This window comes from Agrobacterium sp. LMR679, from assembly GCF_027157905.1.
GTDB lineage: Bacteria > Pseudomonadota > Alphaproteobacteria > Rhizobiales > Rhizobiaceae > Agrobacterium > Agrobacterium leguminum.
In genome coordinates this window covers 46,623-71,760 of the sequence record NZ_JAPVOJ010000001.1, presented here as the reverse complement: position 1 = coordinate 71,760, position 25,138 = coordinate 46,623, and the positions used below count along the sequence as shown (strand labels likewise).

Below are 25,138 nucleotides of genomic sequence, written 5' to 3'. Positions count from 1 at the left end.
TTGCAAAACGCGGGAGGAGCAGATGCAAACTATCGACAGACGTGGATTTTTGGTGACGGCGGCGCTGGCCGGTCTCGGCGTGGTTGGTCTTGGTGCAGTGGGGGCGGTTTTCGCGCGGCCGCGGCTGAGACCCGGCTTCGCTGCGTATGGTGGGGATCGGCCGACCGCAGCAAGCGCACCAACGACGTGATCGCCCTTTACCAGAAGGCTAACCCGCAGACGGAGATCAGCGGCGAAATGATCGCCGGTTCCGATTACTGGACCAAGCTTGCGACATCGATGGCGGGGCGCAACGTCGCCGACATCTTCCAGCTCGAACCTTCCACCATTGCCGATTATTCCGGCCGTGGCGCCTGCATGGAGCTGGACCAGTTCGTCGGCAAGTCGCTCGATCTTTCCACCTTCGGCAAAAGCGAGGTCGATCTCTGCCGCATCGATGGCAAGCTTTACGGCGTCGGCCTCGGGCTGAATTCCTTCTGCATGATGTACGATGCCGATACGCTGAAGGAAGCCGGCGTTTCCGTGCCGCAGGAGCAGATCACCTGGAAGGCGCTCTCGGAACTGGCGCGCGATTTCAAGAAGAACGGTCCGGCAAAACGGAACTATTGGGCGGTGCCCTATGGCGCGCGTTATCATTATGTTTTCGATGTCTGGCTGCGCCAGCGCGGCAAGCTGCTGTTTCAGGACGGCACCATCGGCTTCAACAAGGAAGATGCGAAGGAATGGTTCGCCTATTGGGAAGACCTGCGCGAGAACAAGCTCTGCGTTTCCGCCGATATCCAGACGCGTGACGACAATACCATCGAATCCAACGCCCTGACGCTCGGCAATTCTGCCATCGGTTTCGCCTATTCCAACCAGCTTGTCGGTTATCAGAAGCTCAATAAACAAACGCTGTCCATCGGCATGCTGCCGGGTGAGGGGCCGGGCAAGCCGACCGGGCATTATTACCGGCCGGGCCTCATCTGGTCCATTTCGTCCACCTCGACCAATGCGGAAGCGGCGGCGAAATTCATCAACTTCTTCGTCAACGATCTGGAAGCCGGCAAGGTGCTTGGCGTCGAGCGTGGCGTGCCGCCGGCCAAGGTCGTGCGGGAAGCATTGCTGCCGAGCCTCAACGAGACCGAGCGCAAGACGGTGGATTATATCGAAAGCCTGTCGGGCAAGCTCGATTCCTATCCGGAACCCGCACCGATCGGGGCCAATGAGTTCGACCGTGGCGTGATGCGCCCCATTGCCGATTCGCTCGCCTTCGGCCGCGCCAGCGTGGATGAAGCGGCGCAAAACCTCGTCGACACCGGCACGCGGACCCTGCGCAAGCGCGGCTGACGACGAAACGGGCACCGCCGCACGGTATCGAGACCGTGTGGCGGTGCTCTTTTTTGTGAAGTGACTGGGGTGGATGGCGCTTCACGCCTTTCAAAAGCGCCTGCGTGACAAACAGCACTGGACAAGTGCATGGCATTTAAGCCAGAAATTCTGATCTGGATCGATAAATCTGAAGATTAGAATATGGCGCCCAATTTCCTCCTCGTTGATGCTGAAAAAGAATTCGATGTCCTGAAAGCGGCGGCGTCGCTGATCCGCGTGCAGATATTGAAGCTGCTGCATGAGGCGAGCGGCCTCAACGTCAACGAAATTGCGCAGAGACTGGAACTCCCCCAGTCCACCGTTTCCGCCGGTGTGGCCGTTCTCGAGGAAGCGGGGTTGCTGCGAACCGAAACGCGCAAGGCGCGCAAGGGCAACCAGAAAATCTGTTTTGCCACCTGCGACGAACTCATTGTTTCTTTCCGGAAACCCGAGGCGCCGGCCGCATCGAATTACATCGCGGTCGCCATGCCGCTCGGTCTTTACACCCAAAGTTCGGTAACCGCGCCCTGCGGAATCTGCTCGCCGGAGGGCATCATCGGCCTGCTCGATGTGCCCGATACATTCATGGATCCGGACCGCATGAAGGCGGCGCTGTTGTGGTTGACCTCCGGCTTCGTGGAATATCAATTTCCCAATAATGCCAAGATCCAAGGGCGGGAAGTCGAGGAAATCGAGTTTTCGATGGAGGTCAGCTCCGAAGTGCCGGGAACGCACAGCAACTGGCCGTCCGATATTACGCTATCCGTCAACGGCCGGGAAATCGGGGTCTGGACCTCGCCCGGCGACTTCGGCGACAAGCGCGGCGCGTTTACGCCGGACTGGTGGAAGCTCTCCGGTTCCCAATATGGCATGCTCAAGACCTGGCGCATCACCGCGCAGGGAACCTATGTCGACGGAACCCGGATTTCGGATGTGACGCTGGCGGATATCGATCTGACCAGCCACCGTTCCATCCGCTTGCGCATCGAGGTCAAGGCCGATGCAAAACATCCGGGCGGGCTGAATATCTTTGGCCGCGGCTTCGGAAATTACGATCAGGACATCGTTCTGCGCCTGCGTACCGCAGGCTGATCCAGCCAATTTTCAAAAGTATGATTTTCGCGGTTGACAGGCGCGGATTCCCTCGGCAACTATATTATCAAATATGGTTTATATCATATTTTGAGATATAAATGCGCAGGGGAGGAGAGCCTTATGAAAGCGCGGGTTTCAGTCCACCGGGACTTCCGGATTGGGCGTATCGACGATCGTCTTTATTCCGCCTTCATCGAACATATGGGGCGTGCCATCTATGGCGGCATCTATGAGCCCGGCCATCCGCAGGCGGACGAAAACGGCTTCCGCAGGGACGTTCTGAAATTCGTGCAGGACCTGAAAATTCCGGCCATCCGTTATCCCGGCGGCAACTTCGTTTCCGCCTATCGCTGGGAAGACGGCATCGGGCCGCGCGACCAGCGCCCCATTCGTCTCGATCTCGCATGGCGCTCTAGGGAAACCAACCAGATCGGCATCAACGAATTCGCCGACTGGGCGCAGATGGCCGGCATCGAGATGATGCTCGCCGTCAATCTCGGTTCCCGTGGTCTGGATGATGCCCGTAATTTCCTCGAATATGTGAATTTTCCGGGCGGCACCACGCTCAGCGATCTGCGCCGCAGCCACGGCGCGGAAAAGCCCCATGGTGTGAAAATGTGGTGCCTCGGCAACGAGATGGACGGTCCCTGGCAGATCGGTCACAAGACGGCGGTGGAATATGGCCGTCTGGCCAATGAAACCGCCAAGGCCTTCAAGGGTTTCGATCCGACGATTGAAGCGATTGTCTGCGGCAGTTCCAATGACGGCATGCCGACCTATCCCGAATGGGAGCGCGAGGTGCTGGAGGAATGCTATGAGAATGTCGACCACATCTCGCTGCACAAATATTTCGGCAATAACAGCCGCGACACGCTGAATTATTTCGGCAAGATCGAGGAAACCGGGCGCTATATCCAGACCATCGCCGGGGTCATCGATTACGTGAAGGCCAAGAAGCGCGCCAAAAACGAGGTCTCCATCTGCTTCGACGAATGGAACGTCTGGTATCACATCCGCGAAGAAGACGGCAAACGCATCAAGAGCTGGGACTGGCCGGAAGCGCCGGCACTTCTGGAAGAGACCTATAATTTCGAGGACGCGCTTTTCGTCGCCGGCCTTCTCAACGAGTTCATCCGCCGTTCGGACCGCGTGCGCATTGCCTGCATCGCCCAGCTCGTCAATGTCATCGCCCCCATCCGGGCGGAAAAGAACGGACCGGCCTGGCGGCAGACGATCTATTATCCCTATCAGTTCGCCTCGCTTTATGGCCGTGGCGTCGCGCTGAACGTCGCCGTCGATTGCCCGACTTACGATTGCAACGCGGCCGACGACGTCAAATATCTCGATGTTGCCGGTGTTTATGACGAAGCGGAAGGCGTCGTGACGCTGTTCGTGCTCAACCGCCATCTGACAGAGGCGGCGGAGATCGATGTCAGCCTCACCGGCTATTCATCCGCCACTCTCAGCCTTCATCTTGCCATGGCGGGATATGATCTGCGTCTCGGCAACGGCCCGGATCAGCCGGATCGCGTTGTGCCGGTGCCGGGCAGCGGCGTCGCCGTGGAGGACGGGGCGCTGAAGGGTTCGGTGTCGCCGCTGTCATACCATGTGCTGCGGCTGAAGGTTCAGTGAGGCGGCCATGGGTGTCCGTCTCAACAATGTCGCCAAGTCCTTCGGATCCTTCGCGGCGATCCGGGATGTTTCGATGGAAATCCCAGCCGGCAGCTTCGCGGTCTTCGTGGGGCCTTCCGGCTGCGGAAAATCCACCCTGTTGCGCATGATCGCCGGCCTTGAGGAAACCAGCGGCGGGCGTATCGCCATCGATGAGCGTGATGTCACCGCGGTCGAACCGGCAGATCGCGGCGTTGCGATGGTGTTCCAGAACTATGCGCTCTATCCGCATCTGACGGTGTTCGAGAACATGGCGTTCAGCCTGCGTCTTGCCCGCCGGCCGAAGGCGGAGGTGACGGAGAGGGTGGGCGAGGCCGCGCGCATCCTCCAGCTTGAGGAGCATCTTCACAAACGGCCCTCGCAGCTTTCCGGCGGCCAGAGGCAGCGCGTGGCCATCGGCCGCGCCATTGTGCGGCAGCCGAAGGTATTCCTGTTCGATGAGCCGCTGTCCAATCTGGATGCCGAACTGCGCGTGCAGATGCGGCTGGAACTGACCCGGCTTCACCGCAAGCTGGGCGCGACGATGATCTATGTCACGCATGACCAGGTAGAGGCCATGACGCTTGCGGACAGGATTTTCGTGCTGAAGGGCGGCATCGTGCAGCAGGCGGGGGCGCCGCTTACCCTTTACGACGATCCGGACAACCGCTTCGTGGCCGGTTTTATCGGATCGCCCGCGATGAATTTCCTGCGGGCCGATATCGTCTCCCAGGCGGATGGCATCGTGACGCTCGCGCCCGAGGGCGGGGCGGGGCATCTCAGGGCCGGGCTTGCCCAGTCCGTTTCCCCCGGCCAGCGGGTCGAAATCGGAATTCGGCCGGAGCATCTGACGATTGCGGAAGAGGGCGCGCTGCCGGTCGTCGTCGAGGTCGCGGAAGAGCTTGGCGATCTTTCCTACCTCTATACCCGCACCGGAGCCGGGAAAGAAATCATCGTGCAGCGGCAGGGCACGCGGGAAAGGCTGGATGGCCGGTCGGTATCGCTCACCGCCTCGCCCGACCATGTCCTTGTCTTCGACGATGACGGCAGACGGTTGCGATAGGCGCGAGGAGGCGTCTTTCGAAACAGCAAACCATCCCTCGACGGGATGTTCGATCAAACGGGAGGAGTGAACGATGCGACTGATCAAGACATTGCTTGTTGGTGCGGCTCTGGGTCTCAGCGCCCTGCCGGCTCTCGCGAAGCAGGATATCATCTGGTGGGACTTTCTGTCCGGCGGTGACGGCGTGCGCATGAAGGCGTTGATCGATGCCTTCAACAAGGAACACCCGGACATCCAGATCAAGGGAACGACGCTCGAATGGGGCGTGCCCTTTTATACCAAGGTGCGTACGGCTTCCGCGGTGGGTGAGGGGCCGGATGTCATGACCTATCACCTGTCACGCGCGCCGCTCGGCCTTGAAGAAAAAGTGCTGAGCGAAATCACCGAAAAGGATCTCGAGGATGCGGGGCTGAAGACCGGAGACTTCTTCAGCGCACCCGTGGAAGCGGCCACCCAGAACGGCAAACTCTACGCCGTGCCGTTCGATATCCATGCGCTTGTCCTTTATTACAATGCCGATCTTCTCAAAGGCTCGCCCTATCTCGATGCCGAGGGCAAGCTGACCGGCATCAAGACGATCGAGGATTTCGAGAAGGCGCTGGCCTGGGCGAAGGACAATGGCGTTGAGACGCCGATCACCTATCAATCGGGTGGCGAAGGCGGGGTGTGGCGCGTCTTTTATACGCTGCTGTCGCAACAGGGCGGCGAACTCGTCACCGAAAAGGAGGTTCTCGCCGGCGACAATGCCGAAAAGGCGGCAAAGGCCATCGAGACCATGTCCAGATGGCGGGAAAACGGCTGGGCACCCGAACAGGCGGAATATGAGGCCTCGGTGGCGCTGTTTTCCGCCGGCAAATCCGCGTTCCAGCTGAACGGCGTCTGGGAAGTTCCGACCTACAAGGATCTGGAAAAGAACGGCAAGCTCGGCTTCAAATGGAGTGCGGTGGAAGTGCCGCCCCTGATGGGCAAGCGCGCCACCTGGGCGGATTCCCATGCCTTCGCCATTCCGAATGAAGGCGACAAAACGGTCTCCGGCGAAAAACGCGCTGCGGTGATGAAGGTGATCGGCTGGATGGAAAAACACGCCATCAGCTGGGCCGATGCCGGGCATATTCCGGCTTACAAGTCCATCACCGAAAGCAGCGAATACAAGGCGATGCAGCCGAATGCCACCTATGCCTCGCTGGCGGAAGCGGCGGTGTTCGATCCGAAGACCACCATAACCGGGGTCGCTTCGCCCGCCTATGATGCCGCTCTCAACGTCATCGCCCCTGCCATTCAGGGCTTCATGAGCAGCACCGACGCCGTGGAACAGATCAAGGATGAGCTGCAGGGCAAGCTCAGGTAATCGGCAGCCTGCCCTCCGGTTTGAGGCCGGAGGGCAGAGTGCAATGCGCAAGCTCCCGGAGACATTCCATGGCTATGATTGAAAACCGGCGCAAGAAATCGCTGATCGCGCTGTCGATGGTGACGCCGTTCGTTCTGGTCTTCACCACCTTCTTTCTTTATCCGCTGATAGAGATGGTGCGCATCAGCTTCACCGATGCGCCGCTGATCGGTGAGGGAAACTGGGTCGGCCTGGAGAATTACGCGAAACTGCTGGGCGACCGCCTGTTCGTCACCTCGCTCAAGAACAACGGCTATTTCGTGCTTTTGACCGTCATACCGACAACCGTCATCGCCCTGATGATCGCGCTGGCCGTCAGCCGCCTCTCGGGTGTGAAGCAGACGATTGCCATGAGCCTGTTTTTCCTGCCCTATGTGCTGCCGGTTTCGGTCGTTACCGAAATCTGGGCGTGGATGCTCGATCTGCAGTTCGGCATTCTCCAGCCGGTCATATCGCTGCTGGCGGGCAAACCCGTCGCCGTTTTCAAGAACCCCTATTGGGTCATGCCGATGGTTGCCGTCGTCACCATCTGGTGGACGAACGGCTTCAACGTGCTGCTCTTCATTGCCGGATTGCGGAACATACCAGCCGAGCTTTATGAGGCGGCGGCTCTGGATGGCGCGACGACCTGGCAGCGCTTCCGCCGTGTCACCTGGCCGCTTCTGTGGCCGGTCACTGCGCTGGTGCTGACGCTGCAACTGATCCTGCAACTGAAGATATTCGACCAGATCTATCTCTTAAGCGGCGGCGGGCCGTTCAATTCCAGCTTCGTGCTGCTCCTCAAGGTCTATCGCGAGGCCTTTCAGATGAACAATGGCGGTTATGCATCTGCCGTGGCGACGGTGCTTTTCCTGCTGATCGTCATCGTTTCCGTTTTCCAGTTCCAGCTGCTGCGCATCCGGAGGAATTCATGAGCCCGATGAGAAAACTCGAGAACCTGGTTCTGACGCTGCTGACTTTTTCGGCGGCCCTCGTCTGGATTTTTCCGCTCTACTGGAGCTTCGTCACCTCGCTTCGCGCCGATGAGAACGTTGCCGGCAACATGTCGCTTTTGCCGGACGAGTTTCGCCTCGGCGCTTATTTCAATGCGATATTCAATACCCGGCTGATGACCTGGTATGTGAACTCCATCGGCACAGCCGTCATCGTCACCATCTCGGTGCTGTTCATTTCCATGCTCTGCGCCTATGCGCTGTCGCAGATACGCTTTCCCGGCAGGCGGCTGCTTTATGGCATCGTGCTGGCAAGCTTCATGGTGCCGGCGCAGACGCTGGTCGTCACCCAGTTCATCCTGATGAAGAACCTTAACCTCATCAACACCTGGGCGGGCATCATCCTGCCGCAGTTGATCACGCCCATCGTCATCATCGTCTACAAGCAGTTTTTCGACAGCGTGCCGAAGGAGATGCGCGAAGCGGTGGTGCTGGACGGCGGCGGCGAATACACGATCCTGTTCCGGGTCTATCTGCCGCTCAACTGGGGCATCACGACGGCCATGGCGATCGTGACCTTCATTACGGTATGGAATGCCTTCTTCTGGCCCTTCCTCGTGGTCACCTCCGAAAACATGATGACGATCCCGGTCGGCATCACCCAGGTCAACGACGCTTTCGGCGTCGCCTATGCGCGGCTGATGGCCGTGGCCATGCTGGCGGCCCTGCCGGTCATCGTCGCCTATGTCATCTTCCAGCGACGCGTGACGGAGGCGATCATGATTTCGTCGGGTGTGAAGGGCTGAGTCAGATGACGTGGGCATTGTGCAGGGCGGTCAGTACCTCGTTCTTGAGGTTTGCGAGCTGTGGCGCCCTCCGGTCGCGCGGGCGCGGCACGTCCACCTCTATCCGCTGCTGGATACGGCCGTCATGGGCGCCCATCATGTAAATCCGGTCGCCGAGATAGAGCGCTTCGTCGATATCGTGGGTGACGAGCAGGAAGGAGATGCCGCGCTGTTCGACGAGCTTCAGCACCAGGTCCTGCAACTTCATCCGCGTAAAAGCATCGACCGCGCTGAAGGGTTCATCGAGAAGCAGAATGCGCGGCTCGGTGTAGAGCGCCCTTGCGATTGCCACACGTTGCGCCATGCCGCCCGAAAGGGCTTTCGGCAGCGCCCCGCCATGGCCGCTCAAACCGACATCGTCGATCAGCTTCTCCACGCGCCCGACATCATATTTCCTCCCGGCCGCATAACCGATGTTTTCGGCAACCGTCAGCCAGGGCATAAGGCGGGGTTCCTGAAAGACGAAGGCGATGGGCGGTGAGTTGGATGTCTGCTCCTCGTCCTGCTGAACCCTGACCGCGCCTGAAAAACGTCGGTCGAGGCCGGCGGCGATGCGCAGCAACGTGCTCTTGCCGCAGCCGCTGGGGCCGAGAAGAACCGCCGCTTCGCCATCGCCCAGCGTGAGCTGGATATCCTGAAGGATCACCGTGTCGCCGAAAGCCTTTTCGCGCACATCGACATTGAGCAAACTCATCGCAGGCGTCCTTCCTGCTGAAGCGGATAGGTGTCGCGCCAGCGCAGGCAGCGGTCTTCGACGATCTTGAAGAGGCTGTCGGAAATCTTGCCCAGTACCGCAAGACAGATGATGGCGATCATGACGAGATCGGGCCGGGAAAGCTCCCGCCCGTCGGAGAGCATGTAGCCGATACCTTCCGAGGCGGCGAGAAGCTCGGCGGCAACGACGCTCAACCAGGCGAGCGACAGCCCGTAACGCAGGCCCGTGAAGAGATGCGGCAACGAGGCGGGAATGAAAATCCGCCACACCAGCACGGGCAGCGGCTGGCGATACATCTCGCCCACCTCCACCAGCTTGCGGTCGACATTTCGGATGCCGGAAAAGAGGTTGAGATAGACCGGGAAAAACGCGCTTTTGGCGATCAGCACGATTTTCGAGGTTTCGCCGATGCCGAACCAGATCATCAGCAGCGGCACCCATGCAAGGCTCGGGACCGCCCGCAGCGCCTGAAACGTCGGCTCGAGATAACGTTCGGCGGCAATCACCAGACCGACGAGCGAACCGACGACGATGGCGAGCAGGGAGCCGATGACGAAGCCGACGAAGACGCGCGCGGTACTGGCCGCAACATTCGTCCACAGGGGACCTTCCGCAAGCCGCAGGAACGTATCGTAAAGTTCGGAGGGCGGCGGCAGCACATAGGGGCTGACCCAGCCGAGGCGGACGAAAAGCTCAAGTAGCAGCAGCGACCCGACGGGCACGATTGCGCCGCGCAGGTCGAAACGGCCAAGGAAATTCCCCACCCTCTGCACAAGCGGCAATCGGGAAGGGAATTGTCCCGCAGTCTGTTTCACGCGCTGGAATTCGCGCGGATGGGAATTCATGCGCCAAGCGCCTTTTTCGCCGGTGCCGGGTCGCTCAGCGAGGACAGGACATTGTCGACATTGACGCCGGGGCGCAGGACGTCGTCACCCAGAAGCGGCGTGACGATGCGGATCGAGTTCAGCAGTTCCTCACCCGGAACGGGATTATTCCAGTCGCGCTTCTCGATTGTCAGCCGGGTGATCTTGGGATCGTTGCCGGTGACCTGCGTGACGAAATCGATGAATTCGCCCTTGTTTTCACGAATCCACTTCTGCGTCTGCACCCAGACGCCGAGAAGTCTGTCGACCGCTTTCGGGTACTTCGCCAGAAACTCCTCGGAGACGCTGAAGACGCTGCCGTCGCGCCAGCTGCGCTCGTCGAAAATCGCCCGGTCGCCTGCAAGCTCGGCCTGGGACGTGTGCGGATCGATGCCGACCCAGGCATCCACCTGACCCTGCTGAAGCGCGTTGAACCCTTCCGGATGCTGCAGGTTCACGACCTTGAGGTCGTCGATGGACAGCTTGTTCTGGTCAAGCGCGCGGACGAGGGTGAAATAGGGCGCGGTGCCCTTGGTGACCGCAATGGTCTTGCCCTTGAGATCGGCGACGGTTTTGATGGGCGAATCCGGGCGCACCTGAATGATGGACGAACCGCCCCAGCTCGCCACATAGATCACCTTCAGCGGCACGCCATTGGCGCGGGCGAGAAAGGCAGAGAGCGCGGCCGAGCCGGCAAAATCCGTCGAGCCGACCTTCAGGAATTCGAGCGAATTGTTGCTGCCGCGGGATTGCACCCAGGTGATCTTCGTGCCGACATCCTTGAAAGCCTCCTCAAGCCAGCCCTTGTTCTTTATCAGCAGCGTATGGGAGGAGTAAAATCCCCAGTCCAGCTTCAGCTCGGCAGGAAACTCCGGGGAACTCTGGGCCAGCGCCTTGCCCGTGGCAAGCGGTGCGGCAAGAGCGCCGGCAATGCCGAATTTGATGATCTGGCGGCGGGAATGTTCAGCCTTCATATTAATTCACCTAATTTATGTATTTTGTGTATTTAAAGGGTATGGGCGGGTGTTTTTGAGGTCAATCCGCCCTTCTGGAACCTCATGCCAAACTTTGCGAGCCGCGTGGAAAATCTCCCTACCGGGAGCGCAATCGGCGCGACGGCGCTTTATTCAGGTGAAAAAACGATTGGCCGGTCGTTGCAGGCCGAGATGGTCGCGCAATGTCGGCCCCTCATAGTCCTTGCGGAACAGCCCGCGCCTTTGCAGTTCCGGCACCACCTGCGTCGTGAAGTCGTCGAGGCCGGCCGGCAGGAAAGGGAAGGTGACGTTGAAACCATCCGAACCCTCCTCATGGAGCCATTGCTCCATCTCGTCGGCGATGGTCTTTGGCGTGCCGACAAAGGCAAGACCCGCATAACCGCCCAGCCGCTGGGCAAGCTGGCGCACCGTCAGGCCCTCGCTTCGGGCAAGCTCGATCACCCTTTCACGGCTGGATTTGCTGGCGTTCGTTTCCGGAATATCAGGCAGGGGACCATCGGGATCGAAGCCGGAAACATCGTGGCCGAGCGCAATCGAAAGCGAGGCGATTGCGCTGTCATAATGGACAAGGCTGTCGAGTTTGGCGCGTTTGGCCTTCGCCTCTTCCACGCTGTCGCCGACGAGAACGAAAGCGCCCGGCAGGATGACAATTCCGTCGCGCGAACGGCCAGCGGCGACAGTCCTGTCCTTGACGTCCTTATAAAAAGCCTTGCCCGCCGCAAGCGTGGGTGTTGCGGCAAAAACCACCTCTGCCGTCTCGGCGGCAAGCTGGCGTCCCGGCTCGGAAGCTCCGGCCTGCACGATGACGGGCCAACCCTGCACCGGGCGCGCGATATTGAGCGGTCCGCGCACGGAAAATTCAGGTCCCTTGTGGTCCAGCACATGCATCTTTTCGGGATCGAAGAACAGCCCGCTATCGACATCCCGGATAAAGGCGTCGTCTGAAAAGGAATCCCAGAGGCCGGTGACGACATCGTAAAATTCCCGTGCGCGACCATAGCGCTCGGCATGATCCGGCTGTTCCTCGCGGCCAAAGTTCCGGGCTGCGTCTGGATTTGACGTGGTGACGATGTTCCAGCCGGCGCGACCGCTGCTGAGGTGATCGAGCGAGGCGAAACGCCGGGCGACGTGATAGGGCTCATCGAAGGTGGTGGAGGCGGTGGCGACCAGCCCGATGCGGGAGGTGACGGCGGCGAGCGCCGAAAGCAAAGTGAAGGGCTCGAATGAAGTGACGGTGTGGCTGCGGCGCAGCGCCTCCGTGGGCATGTTCAGCACCGCCAGATGATCGGCCATGAAGAATGCGTCGAACTTCGCGGCCTCGAGCTGCTGTGCGAAGCGCGCCAGATGGGCGAAATTGAAATTCGCATCCGGGAAGGCGCCCGGATAACGCCATGCACCCGTATGGAGACTGACGGGCCGCATGAAGGCGCCGAGATGCAGTTTGCGATCATTTGCCATTGGGCTTCACTTTCGTCGATGTTTTGGCTTGCGCGGCGCGTTGCGGAGGGCTCCAGCCACAGGCAGGCCTTTGTTCGTCGCGACGATATCTCCGCCGGGGGATTGGCGCGGCAAAGACTATTCCGATTATGATTTCCGAACCGAAAGATTTTTGCTGAAATTCTGCATCCGGCGATGATCCCGTGGCGGTAGCCGCTCGGTCATCTTTGAAGTGCAACGGCGGAGTGGTCGCGGCGAGGCAGCTGACGGCGGATGCTTCGCTGTCAAATATCGGTGATAAAATATAAAAAATTCAATATATTATCTATGTTTTCTGATGTGATTTGTCAGACTTAATCAATTATCCGGCACCATCGCTTCCGGAGCCGGTGCGGGTGGACTATATCCGAAACCGCACCGGAGGCATCCTACGCGGGCCTAAACCGCCAGCAGTTTCTCGTTGCCGATACGGGTGGTTTCGACGGCACCCTCGGTTTCGATCCGCTTGCCGGTGGCCGGATCGAAGAAATGAAGGTGGGCGGCGGGGAGATCGAGGTGGATGCGCTGGCCGGGTTTTACCGAAAGGTCTTCACCGATGGCGGCGGAGAAGGTCTCGCCGGCGATATCGGCATGGACGATGCGGCCCGATCCGAGTTCCTCGACGAAATCCACGACTGCGGGCACGCCGGCGCCATCCGTGCTGACCACGCACTGTTCCGGGCGGATGCCGACCGTCACATCGCGGCCGCGCAGTTCCAACGCGGTTTCGGGGAAGAGTTTCACCGGGGTTCCGGCAAGCATAACGGCAGGTGACTCTACCTCCACCCTTGTCGTGAACAGGTTCATGGCGGGCGAGCCGATGAAGGAGGCCACGAAGGTGCTGGCCGGACGATGATAAATATCCAGCGGGTGGCCGACCTGCTCGACATTGCCCCTGTTCATAACCACCAGCCGGTCGGCCAGCGTCATGGCCTCCACCTGATCGTGGGTGACGAAGATGGAGGTGGCGGAGAGGCGCTGGTGCAGCTTGCGGATTTCCGCGCGCATGGTCACGCGCAGCTTGGCGTCGAGGTTGGAGAGCGGTTCGTCGAAAAGAAACACCGCAGGTTCGCGGATGATGGCGCGGGCCATGGCGACGCGCTGGCGCTGGCCGCCGGAAAGGGCCGCGGGCTTGCGCTCCAGATAATCGGAAAGGCCGACGATCTTTGCGGTCTCCTCGATGCGGCGCTGGCGTTCAACCTTCGGAACGCCGGCGACCTTCAGCGCATAGCCGATATTGCCGGCGACCGACATATGCGGATAAAGCGCGTAGTTCTGGAACACCATCGCGCAGCCGCGCTCGCGCGGTTCCAGCGTGTTGACCACCCGCCCGCCAATGGCGATCTCGCCGGAGGTGATGTCTTCCAGACCGGCGATCATGCGCAGAAGCGTGGATTTGCCGCAGCCCGACGGGCCGAGGATGACGACGAATTCGCCTGAGTCGAAAGTGAGGTCCACGCCGTGCAGGGTGGGCGTCTTGCCATAGGATTTGCGGACCTGACGGATATCGATCTGAGCCATGATGGGAAACCTTGTTGTTGAAAGCCGCGCTGTTACTTGTCGGACGAGACGAGGCCGCGGACGAACCAGCGTTGCAGGAAGGCCACGACGAGAAGCGGCGGCAGGATGATGATGAGGGAACCGGCCAGCGTGACGTTCCAGTCCGGCGTGCCGTCATCGGCGGGCAAAAGCGCGCGCAGCGACATCATCACCGTCTTGTAGGACGGGTCGGTGACCATCAGCAGCGGCCACAGATACTGGTTCCAGGCATAAACGAACATGATGGTGGTGAGCGCCAGCATGTTGGTGCGCGACAGCGGCAGCAGCATGTCCACGAAGAAACGCGCCGCGCCCGAACCGTCCATGCGCGCGGCTTCCGCCAGTTCGTCCGGGATCGTCATGAAGAACTGCCGGTAGAGAAAGGTGCCGGTGGCGGTGGCGATCAGCGGCAAGGTGAGGCCGGCGTAGGAGTTCAGCAGGTTCCATTCCAGCGTGACCTCAATGCCGAACAGGCCGAGGATGGAGCGGAACGGCTGGAAAAGATCGGCTGCGACCGAATAGGTCGGCACCACGCGCACTTCGAGCGGCAGCATCAGGGTGATGAACACCGTCCAGAAGAACAGGTGTCTGAGCGGCGAGCGGAAGAACACGATGGCGAAGGCGGTGAAAGCCGAAAGCGCCACCTTGCCGATGGTCACCAGCGTCGCCATGATCACGCTGTTGAGGAGGGCGTTGCCGAGATTGGCGCGTTGCCAGGCGGCCTGCGCATTGGTGAAGAATTCGCCCTGCGGCATGAAGTTGAAGGGGACGCTGTTGACCTGCTGGACCGACTGGCTGGCGCCGGAAATGACGACGATGAAGGGACCGATGAGCAGGAAGAAGCCGGCCACCATGATCGCATAGGTCAGGGCGTCGGCATAGGGTGTGCGCTGGATCATCGCCGCCTCACTTGTAATGGACTTGCCGCTCAACGAAGCGGAACTGGATGAAGGTGAAGACCATGATGAGGCCGATGAGGACGAGGCTCTGCGCCGAGGCGCCGGAATAGTTCAGCCCCTCGAAGGCCTCGCTGACGATGCGGTAGACCATCACTTCGGTGGCGTGGTTGGGGCCGCCCTCCGTGGTGGAAGCGACGATGCCGAACGTGTCGGCGCCTACGAAACCCTCGGTCATCATGATGACGGTCAGGAAGAACAGGGTCGGCGCCAGCAGCGGCACCTGAATGTCGATGGCGCGGCGAATGGGCCCGGAACCGTCCATGGCGGCCGCCTCCGTCAGCGAACGCGGCACGGATTGCAGGCCGGCGAACAGGAAGATGAAGGTGTAGCCCGCCCATTTCCAGATGAAGATGACGATGACGAGGATGAGCGCGTGCTCGCCGTATTTGGCCGGGTTCCATATATCGGGCCACCAGGAATTCAGCGATGCGGCGATGCCGCGTTCCGGCGACAGGATGAAGCGGAAGGCCATGCCGGCGGCAGGACCGGCAATCGCATAGGGCAGGATATAAAGCACCCGGAAAAAGCCCGAGCCCGGAAGCTGGCGATCGACCGCAAGGGCGAGCACAAGGCCGATGAGGATCGCGAAAAACGGCCCGGCGATCGCAAAGATCAGGCTGGTGAGGATCGACTGCCAATAAAGCGGATCGCCGAAGGTTTCGATGAAATTGGCTAAACCGACGAATTCCGCCTGGCCGCCGAAGGGCGGCTCCAGCGTGAATGCCCAGTTCAGCACCGCCGCAACCGGCCAATAGAAGAACAGAAGGATAAGCAGGAACTGCGGCAGGGCGAAGAGCACAGGCAGCCATGTGCTTTTGAAAACGGTACGCTTTTCCATTGGAGTCCGGCAGGGTTCGAGATTTCGGCGGGCCTGTCCGAACGGCTGTCCGGACAGGCCTTTGACGGCGATGGAAGCGCGCTTAGTTCAGCTTGGCGCCTTCATAGGTCTTTTCGAAGCGGCGCAGGCCGGTGTTGGCGCGCTCGACGGCCTTGTCGAGTTCGGCCTGAATATCGGCGTTCTGCATGAAGATGGCTTCGAGCGAGGTGGCGACTTCCTTGCGGATCTGCGTGAAACCGCCGAGGCGAATGCCGCGGGTATATTCGGAAGGCGGCGTAAACGTCAGGCTCTCGATGGCCTTTTCGCGGCCCTTATAGGGGGCCTTGTCGTAAAAACCATTGGCCTTCATGGCGTCGAAGCCGGTCTTGGTGACCGGGATGTAGCCGGTGACGGTCGACCACCACTCAACCATGTCAGGCTGGGCGATGAAGTTCAGGAATGCGGCAGCGCCCTTGTATTCAGCTTCCGGACGACCGGCGAGAACCCACAGCGAAGCGCCGCCCACCAGCGAGTTGTGACGCTCGGTGCCCTTCCAGATCGGCAGCATGGCGACGTCCCACTTCACACCTTCCGGCATGGACTTGCCGACGGTGCCGTGGTTGGCGATGGAGGTCATGAACATCTGGCAGGTCTGCGAGGTGAAGGCCGGCAGGATATCCATGCCGAGCTGCTTGGTCTTGACGACGAACAGCTTCTCGTCCTGCATCTTCTTGAAGAATTTCACCTGGTCGACGAACTTGGTCTTGTTGATCGCAAGTTCCGCGTCGAGACCCTGATAACCGTTGGCCTTGGTGGCGATCGGCTGGTTGTGGATGGCGGAGAACTGCTCCATCAGCATCCATGTGTCGAAGTTGAAGGCGAGCGGGCATTCGAAGCCGGCGGCTTTCAGCTTCTTCGAAGCTTCTTCGACCTGTTCCCAGGTGTCGGGCTTGAAGGTAATGCCGGCTTTTTCGAAAGCGTCGACATTGTAATAGAACATCGCGGTCGAAGAATTATAGGGGAAGGAGTTCAGCTCGCCCGAAGCCGTGGCGTAATAATTGGCGATGCCGGGGAAATAATTGTTCCAGTCGATCTTGTAACCATTGTCGGCCATCAGCTTCTTGGCGGGAACGAAAGCCTTGGACAGCATCATGTCCAGCGTGCCGGCGTCATAAATCTGGGTGATGGCGGGCTGCTTCTTGGCGCGATAGGCGGCAATGGTGTTCTGCAGGGTGGATTCGTAATCGTTCTGCGAGGTGCAGACGATCTCGAATTCGGCCTGGGAGTCGTTGAACTTCTTGCAGGTTTCCTGCACGCGGTCGCCGAGATCGCCGGAAAGACCGTACCAGAATTCGAACTTGGTCTTTTCTGCCTGGGCAGCCGTGGCGCCGAAGGCGGCGGCGATGGCGACGCCGGCCACGAAGGAAGTCAGAGCGGAAGATTTCATGAGTTGAGCCCCGTTGATGGAATGATGGCCTGCTCGGCAAGGACCTCATGTCCCCGGCACGTAGCCACGGGCTCTGCTAACAGCCGTCTTTGACGGATGGCTTACAGTTTGTTGAACGTTTTATGATGACTGGCCGCGCAGCCCATTCTGCGCGGCGAAAAAAGAGCGACAAATGCGGAAAATCGGAATTTAACATTGTTTATCAAGTGCTTCCTGTTTCCGGCTTGCGTCGCTACTTGCTGCTGAACAGCTTTCGCCAGTCAACCGCGACGTGCAGCCTCGATGGCGGCGACGTCGATTTTCTTCATGTCCATCATCGCGTCGAAGGCGCGTTTGGCCTCCGCGCCGCCGGCGGCCATGGCTTCCATCAGCACGCGCGGCGTGATCTGCCAGGAGACGCCCCATTTGTCCTTGCACCAGCCGCAGGCGCTTTCCTCGCCGCCATTGCCGACGATGGCGTTCCAGTAACGGTCGGTTTCTTCCTGGTCTTCGGTCGATATCTGGAACGAGAATGCCTCGCTCTGCTTGAAGACCGGCCCGCCATTGAGGCCGATGCAGGAAACGCCTGCCACGGTGAACTGCACCGTCAGCACATCTCCCTTCTTGCCGGAAGGATAGTCGCTCGGCGCATGGTGAACGCCGGTTACCGCGCTATCTGGAAAGGTTTCGGCATAAAATCTGGCCGCAGCCTCGGCATCCTTGTCGTACCAGATACAGATCGTGTTCTTTTTCATCTGTGTGTTCCTCCCAAATTGAAATCGTCGTCGTGCCGACGCGGAAAATCGCCGGCCATTGCCGGTTCCCCATTCGGTATAGAATGCGACCATGCGCCGAACGTTCCCAAAAAAGGGCAGCGAGGGAACACCGGCAGGCAACACATTGCCACGCTATCTGCAACTTCAGATGACGAACATCAACTTTATCCTTAAATATTATTTAATAATGTAATCATAATATTCACGAATGATTTTGAATAGAAATCATCCCTTTTCATCGGAGAAACGCGCGTGAGTATTCTTGATCGTGGTGCCAATGCTTTCGCGGTTCTCGCCGCGCTTTCCAAATCCCAGGCTATCATTGAATTCGACCTTTCGGGCAAGATTCTCACCGCCAATGAGAATTTCTGTCGGGCGCTCGGTTATGAGCTTTCGGAAATCGTCGGCAGGCACCACAGCATGTTCGTGGAACCTGCGGTCGTGTCCTCGCAGGATTACAAGGCCTTCTGGTCCAAGCTTTCGGTCGGCCAGTTCGATCAGCGGCAATATAAGCGTATCGGCAAGGGCGGCCGGGAAGTCTGGATCGAGGCGTCCTACAATCCGGTGTTTCGTCGCGGCAAGCCGGTGAAGGTGGTCAAGATCGCCACCGATATTACCGACCGCAAGCTTAAGGCAGCGGAAGATGCGGGCAAGATCGATGCGCTCTCGCGGGCGCAGGCCATCATCGAATTCTCCCCGAGCGGCGAGGTTTTGACGGCAAACGAGAATTTTCTGGCGGCGCTCGGCTATTCGCTGGCGGAAGTGCAGGGCAGGCATCATTCCATGTTCTGCGAACCGGGCTATACGCAGTCGCCGCAATATAAGCAGTTCTGGGAAAGGCTGGCCGGCGGCGATCTCGTGGCGGACGAGTTCATGCGGCTTGGCAAGGGCGGCCGCAAGGTCTTCATTCAGGCGTCCTATAACCCGATCTTCGATCTCAACGGCAAGGTGTTCAAGGTCGTCAAATTCGCGACCGACGTGACCGGCCGCGTCGAAAACGTCGAAAAGCTGGCGCAATGCCTCACCGATCTGGCCGAGGGCGATCTTGCCCAGAGCATCGACAAACCCTTCATCCCCTCGCTTGAAAGATTGCGCACGGATTTCAACGCGGCTTCGGAAAAGCTGAAAAGGGCCATGACGCTGGTGTCTGAAAATGCCGGCGCCATTTCATCCGGTTCCAACGAGATCAGGTCCGCTGCCGACGATCTCGCCAGACGCACGGAGCAGCAGGCCGCCTCCATCGAGGAAACGGCAGCCGCGCTCGAAGAAATCACCACCGCCGTCAACGATTCGAGCCGCCGCGCCGAAGAGGCCGGCAAGATCGTCGCCCGTGCCCGCGACCATGCGGAACATTCGGGCCAGGTGGTGCGCGATGCGATCGGCGCCATGGACCAGATCGAAAAATCATCACGCGAGATTTCCAACATTATCGGCGTGATCGACGAAATCGCCTTCCAGACCAATCTTCTGGCATTGAATGCAGGCGTGGAAGCCGCCCGCGCGGGTGAAGCGGGCAAGGGTTTTGCCGTGGTTGCGCAGGAGGTTCGCGAACTCGCGCAGCGTTCCGCAACGGCCGCCAAGGAAATCAAGAGCCTGATCAATGCCTCCGGCGCGCAGGTGGAAAACGGCGTCGGCCTCGTCACCAGGGCGGGTTCGGCCCTGCAGGAAATCGCCGAGCAGGTGCGGGATATCAACACCAATGTCGTTGCGATTGTCGATGCGGCGCGCGAACAGTCCACGGCGCTCGCGGAAATCAATCAGGCGGTCAACACCGTCGATCAGGGCACCCAGCAGAACGCCGCCATGGTCGAGGAGCAGACCGCCGCAAGCCACAGCCTTGCGCGGGAAGCGGCGGCCCTGTTCGAACTTCTGGGGCAATTCCGGTTCGAGGACGCTCCGCGCTCCTCCGCCTCTGCGCGCAGCGGCTTCGAGCAACAATCCGCGCCGGTGAGCTCGCATCGCAGCGCATCCCGCCCGCTTGCGGCGCGCGGTTCCGCTGCGGTTGCCGTCAAGCATGAGGAATGGCAGGACTTTTAGAGGGAGGCCTCAGCAAGCCGAGCCAATCACGCCAACGTCATCCTCGGGCTTGTCCCGAGGATCTGCAACGTATTGATTTTATTCGACGTGATTAGATCCCAGGCACAGGGCCGAGGATGACGTCGACAGAATGTTGATCCTCCATTACTGACTTGAAAGGGGCTGCCCGCCGTCCGCGCCCCATCCGATCACGCCAGTCCCTTCGGTTTTCGATACGTGATGACAAGCCGGAAAGCTAGGCATATCTTCCGGATTGGCCGATAATCGGCACGTCGCGTCTGGAATTTTCGGGGATTTTCGCTTGGCAGGGATATCGACAAGCCGCATGGCTCTTGCCCTGTGTCTGCTGACCGCAGCCTTCGGCGCGGCGCAAGCCGAAGAACCCGCCGGTGAGAAAACCGCCTGCGCTTATACCCACGATGTCGCGCCGGACCTGTGCATCAATGCCGGCAGTTACAATAACGATCTTTGCCATGCCATCGAGGTGCTTGCCGCCCGCCATGCCGTTCCGCCGGATTATTTCGCCCGGCTGATCTGGCGGGAAAGCCTGTTCCGGCCCAATGCGGTCAGTCCGAAGGGGGCGGAGGGCATTGCCCAGTTCATGCCGGGAACGGCGCGGTTGCGCGGTCTCGAAGACAGTTTCAACATCATCGCCGCGCTTGAGGCGTCTTCCCGTTATCTCTCCGAATTGAACGTGCAGTTCGGCAATTTCGGCCTTGCCGCCGCAGCTTACAATGCGGGGGAGGCGGGCCTGCGGAACTTCATCGCCAACGGTCGCCTGCCGACCGAAACCCGCGATTATGTGTTCGCGATCACCGGTTATCCGGTGGAGACATGGAAGGACAATCCGCCGGAAAAGGCCGCGCCGGCGCTGGATGACAACCGTTCCTTCCTCGATGCCTGCGTGCGTCTCGCCGACACCCGCACCATGAACGATCCCGTTCTCATTGCATCGGCCGACTGGGCGCCCTGGGGCGTGCAGCTTGCGGCGCATTATAATCCGGCCGTGGCGAACCGGCTTTTCACCCGGGCGATCCTGCAGCTTTCGGAGCCGCTGAATGCCGAGCGGGCTTTGATCGTGCGGCAGCGGGGCGGGAATTTCGGTTCGCGGCCGCGTTATGCAGCCCGCATCGGCCGGGAAACCAGAGCCGAAGCCAATGCGCTTTGTGGCGATATCCGGCGGGCGGGCGTTCCATGTACCGTGTTCCGCAACAGGTAAAAACAGCAAGCGCCGGACCGGTAAATCGTCTTCCCGCGACAGGGCTGATCATAACAAGTTGATCGGCTTTGCGGCCGTTCCATCTTTCCGTGCAAAATGATCGTGCCTAGATTTGCCCCCGGATGCCGGCCGAGAACCGGGGCCGGCGAGGTTTTGTAGGGAATGATCTGGAAATGAGATGGCTTGAAAGAGGATGTCTGGCGGCCGTGCTGGTCGTCGTTGCGGCGTGCACCAGTGCCGGCGAGACGGAGATTTCCCGCACTGTCGCAGGTTTCGTGGGGCAACCGCGTGAGGCCGCAATCGCCCGACTCGGCCGCCCGAACAAGGTCATCATCGAAAACGGCGAAACCGAATCCTACTGGCTGAAAGTAGACAGGGAGATTTATGCCGGCCTCAGCAACAGGCGCGAAGTCAAGACCGTCGACGGGCAGGCGCAGGTCTCGGAAACCGAGGGCATGAAGATCAAGGAACATCGCCGCGACTGCATCGTCAAGATAACGGCGGATGCCGCCTCCATCATCAGGACGAGCGAGATCATCGGCAATCCGGCCAATTGCGAAAACCTTCTCGACCGGCAGGCTTCCTGAGGAACTGCTGTCGCGGCCGCTCCTCTTGCCGAAGCCTCAAAGCTCCATCTTGATGGTCAGCATATATTCGGTGCCCTTCGCCCGGTCACGCGTGCGGGAGACTTCAAGCGTGACCTTGTCCAGCTTGTGCCCAAGGGTTTCCTTGATCGTTCCTCCCGGCGTATCCTCGCGCCGGAACGAGGTGTCGCCGTAACCGACGCCGATTTTGCGGGTAATGGCGTTTTCAGTGTAGGTTCTTCCGAACATGGCGGAAGCCTGGCCGCTGCGCACCGTCGTTTCGAAGCCGCGGGATTCGATATCGCGATAGGCCGAGGCGGCAATCGAATTGTCCGAGCTGCTATAGCTGCCGCCGGCGCTTATTCTGGCGAGGCGATGGCCGTCATGTTCCAGGGAAAAATTGCCGTCGGCCGAAGGTCCGAAACGACCGCCATTCATGGCGTCCTTATAGGTGAAGCGGAAGCGGCCGCTGCGTGCATCCACCTGATAATTATAGGAGGCGTCGCCGCTGCGGATCTGGATGCCCGGCGCCGGCTCGCTGCCGAGGATCGGCGAAACCTTGTCCGCGAACTGGAACAGGGGTTTGGTGACCTCTTCGAATTCCGACTTCGACAATGGCAGCGGCTTGCCATCCGGGTCGAACTTCCCGACCGCCAGGCACGGGCGCTGGTTGATGATGCTCTTCAGGGCAAAGACCGTGCAATTGTCGCTTGTCGTGCCGGCAATCGCGGCGTGGACGGAATTGCGCAGGGTGTAACTGCCGCAGCAGGAAAAGGCTTCGTTGTCGAGGCTCGCATCGCGCGTATAGCCGGTAAAGACAATGCCGCTCGCCCCGTTGGTAAGGCCTGCATTGGCGAAATGCGGCCCGCTTTGCAGCGGAAACAGCTTCAGCCGGCTCTGGTCAGCGAGCGTTTTCGGGTTGGAAGGCGATGGAAGCGGCATTCTTCTTCTCTCCTGAAACACGGGAACGGTGCGCTTTTTTTACCATCGTAAATTGAAGCCGCAACCCTTAACTGTACCCCGTGAGTTATGCCGTTTCTGTGGATGAGAGCGACCGCTGTTGTTACTGTGAGCCTGTGCGCATATGTTGGAATACTCAATCTTGATTTCCGGGCACGGCGGACAGGCGCATAATGACCTCCCAGTTGGATTTTTTCGCACCCGCGGCAGCGCGGCTTCCGCAGGCTGAAAGAGGGCGAAAAGCGGGTGGTCGCGAAACGGCCCAAAAGACCGGTACGGACGATGAGGCCCTTGCCGCCTATCTTCAATCCACCGGCAATTATCGTGTCCTGCGCCGCCTGCAGCCACGCGCGGTCGTTGATCGGCCAAGGCCGGAATTTTCCCGCCAGGGTGTGATCCTCGATACGGAAACGACGGGTCTCGACCATCGCACGAACGAGATCATCGAAATCGGCGTCATCACCTTCACATTCGACGATAACGGCACAATCGGCGATGTCACCGGCATCTATGGCGGGTTGCGGCAGCCGGGTATCGCCATTCCCGAAGAAATCACCCGCCTGACCGGGATCACCGACGAGATGGTCGCGGGACAGTCGATAGACATGGATCGGCTGACCTCCCTTATCGTCCATGCCGATCTGATTATCGCCCACAATGCCGGTTTCGACCGTCCCTTTTGTGAGGCCTTCTCGCCGATCTTCAGGGACAAGGCGTGGGCCTGCTCCGTTTCGGAAATAGACTGGCGCGCGCGTGGTTTCGAGGGCAACAAGCTCGGTTATCTGATCGGGCAATCCGGCTATTTCCACGATGGCCATCGCGCGGTGGACGATTGTTTCGCCCTGCTGGAAGTGCTGGAGCAGACGCGCCCCGGCCAGAGCAGCACGCCCTTTGCCGAACTCCATGAGGCGAGCCGGCGCTCACGGGTGCGCCTCTATGCGGAAAACAGCCCGTTCGACATGAAGGATCACCTGAAAAAGCGGGGCTATCGCTGGTCGGACGGTTCCGATGGCCGGCCGAAATCCTGGTGGGTGGAACTGCCGGAGGAAAAGCTCGAAGAGGAACTGCATTTCCTGCGGACCGAAATCTACCGCTGGGACGCCGATCCGACGGTCAAATATCTCACCGCTTTCGACCGGTTCAGGGCCGGGTGAAGCGCGGGGCATTTTGGGCTTTCAGATTGCATACAATTTCTGCAATGAATCGAAAACAATCGCTGTAAAATTGGGCAGGTCCGCGCACGGGTCTCCAAAGCGCAAAAAAATATCATTTTACATCAATGGCTAAGCCGATTGGCACGCCTCCTGCATGACAAAGACGTCGCAGGAGAGTGTTTATGAGCAAAGCCGCAGCAATCGACATCGCGTCCGTATCCAAGATTTACGGCAACACCACCGCCGTGCATGCGATAAGCCTCAAGATTCCGGCCGGGAGCTATTGCTGCCTGCTTGGCCCGTCGGGCTGCGGCAAGACCTCGACATTGCGGATGATTGCCGGCCACGAAAGCATCTCCAGCGGCGATGTCCGGCTGGGCAATACGGTTGTCACCGATCTGCCGCCCGCCCGGCGCGGCACGGCGATGATGTTCCAGTCCTATGCGCTGTTTCCGCACCTCGATCTCGTCGACAATGTCGCCTTCAGCCTCAAGATGAAGGGCGTGGACAGGGAAAGCCGCCGGGCGAAGGCGCTCGAAATGCTGCGGCTGATGCAGCTCGAACCCTATGCCAGCCGCCGGCCGGCCCAGCTATCCGGCGGCCAGCAGCAGCGCGTGGCGCTGGCGCGTGCGCTGATTACCGATCCCGAGGCGCTGCTGCTGGACGAGCCGCTTTCGGCGCTCGATCCGTTTCTCAAGATCCGCATGCGCGCAGAATTGAAGAAGCTGCAGACCTCACTTGGCATCACCTTCGTTCACGTCACCCACAGCCAGGAAGAGGCCATGGCGCTGGCCGATATCATCGTCGTCATGAATGACGGCCGCATCGAACAGGCAGCCACCCCGCGTGAGGTGTTCGAGCGTCCCGCCACCGCCTTCGTTGCCCGCTTCATGGGCGACCACAATGTCATTTCCGGGCGTTTACGGGAAAAAACGGACGATCTCGTCACGCTCGAAGTGGCGGGCGGCGGCATTTTTACGGCAAGCGGCGTCGCCTCGGATGACGGCGCGGTCGATATCGCCGTGCGCACCGACCGGGTGCGCGTCGGTGAAGCAGACCAGCCGGGCCTCGGTTTCACCGGCATCGTCTCGAATGTCGAATATCGCGGCGCAAGCGTGAAGATCGCCGTGACCGGCGCGGGCATCGAGGATTTCAACGTCATCCTCAGCGATGCCGCCTTCTTCGAAAACCCGGTCAGGACCGGAGACGCCATACCGCTTTCATGGAATGCGGCCGATGCCATCGTGCTCGGCCGGGTAGAGAAGTGACCCCAAAAATAACCAGAGGAGAACTTTG

Annotated in this window: 21 protein-coding genes and 1 pseudogene; 12 read left to right on the top strand and 10 right to left on the bottom strand. The window is 60.0% G+C overall.

Annotated elements, in window-relative coordinates; translation table 11 throughout:
- Nucleotides 1-22 precede the first annotated feature (22 nt).
- The 7 genes and pseudogenes from O3W47_RS00325 to O3W47_RS00295 all read left to right on the top strand — a co-directional run bounded on the left by O3W47_RS00325 (nucleotide 23) and on the right by O3W47_RS00295 (nucleotide 8,283).
- Nucleotides 23-1,329 (top strand): annotated as a pseudogene (locus tag O3W47_RS00325) (ABC transporter substrate-binding protein).
- A gap of 183 nt (nucleotides 1,330-1,512) precedes the next feature.
- Nucleotides 1,513-2,442 (top strand): ArsR/SmtB family transcription factor, encoded by a 930-nt coding sequence (locus O3W47_RS00320; RefSeq protein ID WP_065656073.1) that lies wholly within the window; start codon nucleotides 1,513-1,515, stop codon nucleotides 2,440-2,442.
- Nucleotides 2,443-2,565: 123 nt separating this feature from the next.
- Nucleotides 2,566-4,077, top strand: coding sequence for an arabinosylfuranosidase ArfA (arfA, locus tag O3W47_RS00315; protein ID WP_269312658.1), 1,512 nt, complete (start codon nucleotides 2,566-2,568; stop codon nucleotides 4,075-4,077).
- Between the two features lie 7 nt (nucleotides 4,078-4,084).
- A complete protein-coding gene (locus O3W47_RS00310) occupies nucleotides 4,085-5,158 on the top strand; it encodes an ABC transporter ATP-binding protein (RefSeq protein ID WP_269312657.1) in 1,074 nt (357 codons plus the stop codon).
- Between the two features lie 73 nt (nucleotides 5,159-5,231).
- Nucleotides 5,232-6,506 carry an extracellular solute-binding protein gene (locus tag O3W47_RS00305; protein WP_127757517.1) on the top strand — a complete coding sequence of 425 codons (1,275 nt, stop codon included), beginning with the start codon at nucleotides 5,232-5,234 and terminating at the stop codon, nucleotides 6,504-6,506.
- Between the two features lie 68 nt (nucleotides 6,507-6,574).
- Nucleotides 6,575-7,459 carry a carbohydrate ABC transporter permease gene (locus O3W47_RS00300; RefSeq protein WP_162936938.1) on the top strand — a complete coding sequence of 295 codons (885 nt, stop codon included), beginning with the start codon at nucleotides 6,575-6,577 and terminating at the stop codon, nucleotides 7,457-7,459.
- Nucleotides 7,456-8,283, top strand: a complete 828-nt coding sequence (locus tag O3W47_RS00295) for a carbohydrate ABC transporter permease (protein WP_174057625.1) — start codon at nucleotides 7,456-7,458, stop codon at nucleotides 8,281-8,283. Before O3W47_RS00300 ends, O3W47_RS00295 begins: the two co-directional genes overlap by 4 nt.
- A gap of 1 nt (nucleotide 8,284) precedes the next feature.
- Here the strand turns inward: O3W47_RS00295 and O3W47_RS00290 are convergent, their stop codons facing one another.
- The 9 genes from O3W47_RS00290 to O3W47_RS00250 form a co-directional block, all read right to left on the bottom strand.
- Nucleotides 8,285-9,016: an ABC transporter ATP-binding protein gene (locus O3W47_RS00290; protein WP_127757519.1), complete on the bottom strand. Its 732-nt coding sequence runs from the start codon at nucleotides 9,014-9,016 to the stop codon at nucleotides 8,285-8,287.
- Nucleotides 9,013-9,882, bottom strand: coding sequence for an ABC transporter permease (locus O3W47_RS00285; protein WP_127757520.1), 870 nt, complete (start codon nucleotides 9,880-9,882; stop codon nucleotides 9,013-9,015). The genes O3W47_RS00290 and O3W47_RS00285 overlap by 4 nt, the downstream gene beginning before the upstream one ends.
- Complete coding sequence (locus tag O3W47_RS00280; protein WP_174023471.1) at nucleotides 9,879-10,874, bottom strand: aliphatic sulfonate ABC transporter substrate-binding protein; 996 nt, start codon at nucleotides 10,872-10,874, stop codon at nucleotides 9,879-9,881. The genes O3W47_RS00285 and O3W47_RS00280 overlap by 4 nt, the downstream gene beginning before the upstream one ends.
- A 153-nt stretch (nucleotides 10,875-11,027) precedes the next feature.
- Nucleotides 11,028-12,353: an LLM class flavin-dependent oxidoreductase gene (locus O3W47_RS00275; protein ID WP_269312656.1), complete on the bottom strand. Its 1,326-nt coding sequence runs from the start codon at nucleotides 12,351-12,353 to the stop codon at nucleotides 11,028-11,030.
- Between the two features lie 417 nt (nucleotides 12,354-12,770).
- Complete coding sequence (locus O3W47_RS00270) at nucleotides 12,771-13,892, bottom strand: sn-glycerol-3-phosphate import ATP-binding protein UgpC (protein ID WP_269312655.1); 1,122 nt, start codon at nucleotides 13,890-13,892, stop codon at nucleotides 12,771-12,773.
- Between the two features lie 32 nt (nucleotides 13,893-13,924).
- Complete coding sequence (locus O3W47_RS00265) at nucleotides 13,925-14,809, bottom strand: ABC transporter permease subunit (protein WP_080820847.1); 885 nt, start codon at nucleotides 14,807-14,809, stop codon at nucleotides 13,925-13,927.
- 7 nt (nucleotides 14,810-14,816) lie between these two features.
- Nucleotides 14,817-15,707 (bottom strand): carbohydrate ABC transporter permease, encoded by an 891-nt coding sequence (locus tag O3W47_RS00260; protein ID WP_004432873.1) that lies wholly within the window; start codon nucleotides 15,705-15,707, stop codon nucleotides 14,817-14,819.
- Nucleotides 15,708-15,789: 82 nt separating this feature from the next.
- Complete coding sequence (locus O3W47_RS00255) at nucleotides 15,790-17,133, bottom strand: extracellular solute-binding protein (RefSeq protein WP_080820849.1); 1,344 nt, start codon at nucleotides 17,131-17,133, stop codon at nucleotides 15,790-15,792.
- Between the two features lie 260 nt (nucleotides 17,134-17,393).
- Entirely contained in the window at nucleotides 17,394-17,867 is a 474-nt protein-coding gene (locus O3W47_RS00250) for a VOC family protein (protein ID WP_080820850.1), read from the bottom strand.
- A 273-nt stretch (nucleotides 17,868-18,140) separates the two neighbouring features.
- Here O3W47_RS00250 and O3W47_RS00245 point away from each other — a divergent pair, with 273 nt between their 5' ends.
- The 3 genes from O3W47_RS00245 to O3W47_RS00235 all read left to right on the top strand — a co-directional run bounded on the left by O3W47_RS00245 (nucleotide 18,141) and on the right by O3W47_RS00235 (nucleotide 21,731).
- Nucleotides 18,141-19,925 (top strand): methyl-accepting chemotaxis protein, encoded by a 1,785-nt coding sequence (locus O3W47_RS00245; RefSeq protein ID WP_269312654.1) that lies wholly within the window; start codon nucleotides 18,141-18,143, stop codon nucleotides 19,923-19,925.
- 325 nt (nucleotides 19,926-20,250) lie between these two features.
- On the top strand, nucleotides 20,251-21,144 hold the full coding sequence (locus O3W47_RS00240; protein ID WP_269312653.1) for a lytic transglycosylase domain-containing protein: 894 nt from the start codon (nucleotides 20,251-20,253) through the stop codon (nucleotides 21,142-21,144).
- A 173-nt stretch (nucleotides 21,145-21,317) separates the two neighbouring features.
- Complete coding sequence (locus O3W47_RS00235; protein WP_269312652.1) at nucleotides 21,318-21,731, top strand: hypothetical protein; 414 nt, start codon at nucleotides 21,318-21,320, stop codon at nucleotides 21,729-21,731.
- Nucleotides 21,732-21,767: 36 nt separating this feature from the next.
- On the opposite strand, the gene O3W47_RS00230 is transcribed toward O3W47_RS00235, so the two are convergent.
- Nucleotides 21,768-22,670, bottom strand: coding sequence for a hypothetical protein (locus O3W47_RS00230; RefSeq protein WP_080820853.1), 903 nt, complete (start codon nucleotides 22,668-22,670; stop codon nucleotides 21,768-21,770).
- Between the two features lie 191 nt (nucleotides 22,671-22,861).
- Between O3W47_RS00230 and O3W47_RS00225 the strand changes: the two genes are divergently transcribed.
- Both O3W47_RS00225 and O3W47_RS00220 read left to right on the top strand, forming a co-directional pair.
- Nucleotides 22,862-23,842: a 3'-5' exonuclease gene (locus tag O3W47_RS00225; protein WP_269312651.1), complete on the top strand. Its 981-nt coding sequence runs from the start codon at nucleotides 22,862-22,864 to the stop codon at nucleotides 23,840-23,842.
- Nucleotides 23,843-24,024: 182 nt separating this feature from the next.
- Nucleotides 24,025-25,110: an ABC transporter ATP-binding protein gene (locus O3W47_RS00220; RefSeq protein WP_269312650.1), complete on the top strand. Its 1,086-nt coding sequence runs from the start codon at nucleotides 24,025-24,027 to the stop codon at nucleotides 25,108-25,110.
- The last annotated feature ends 28 nt before the right edge of the window (nucleotides 25,111-25,138 follow it).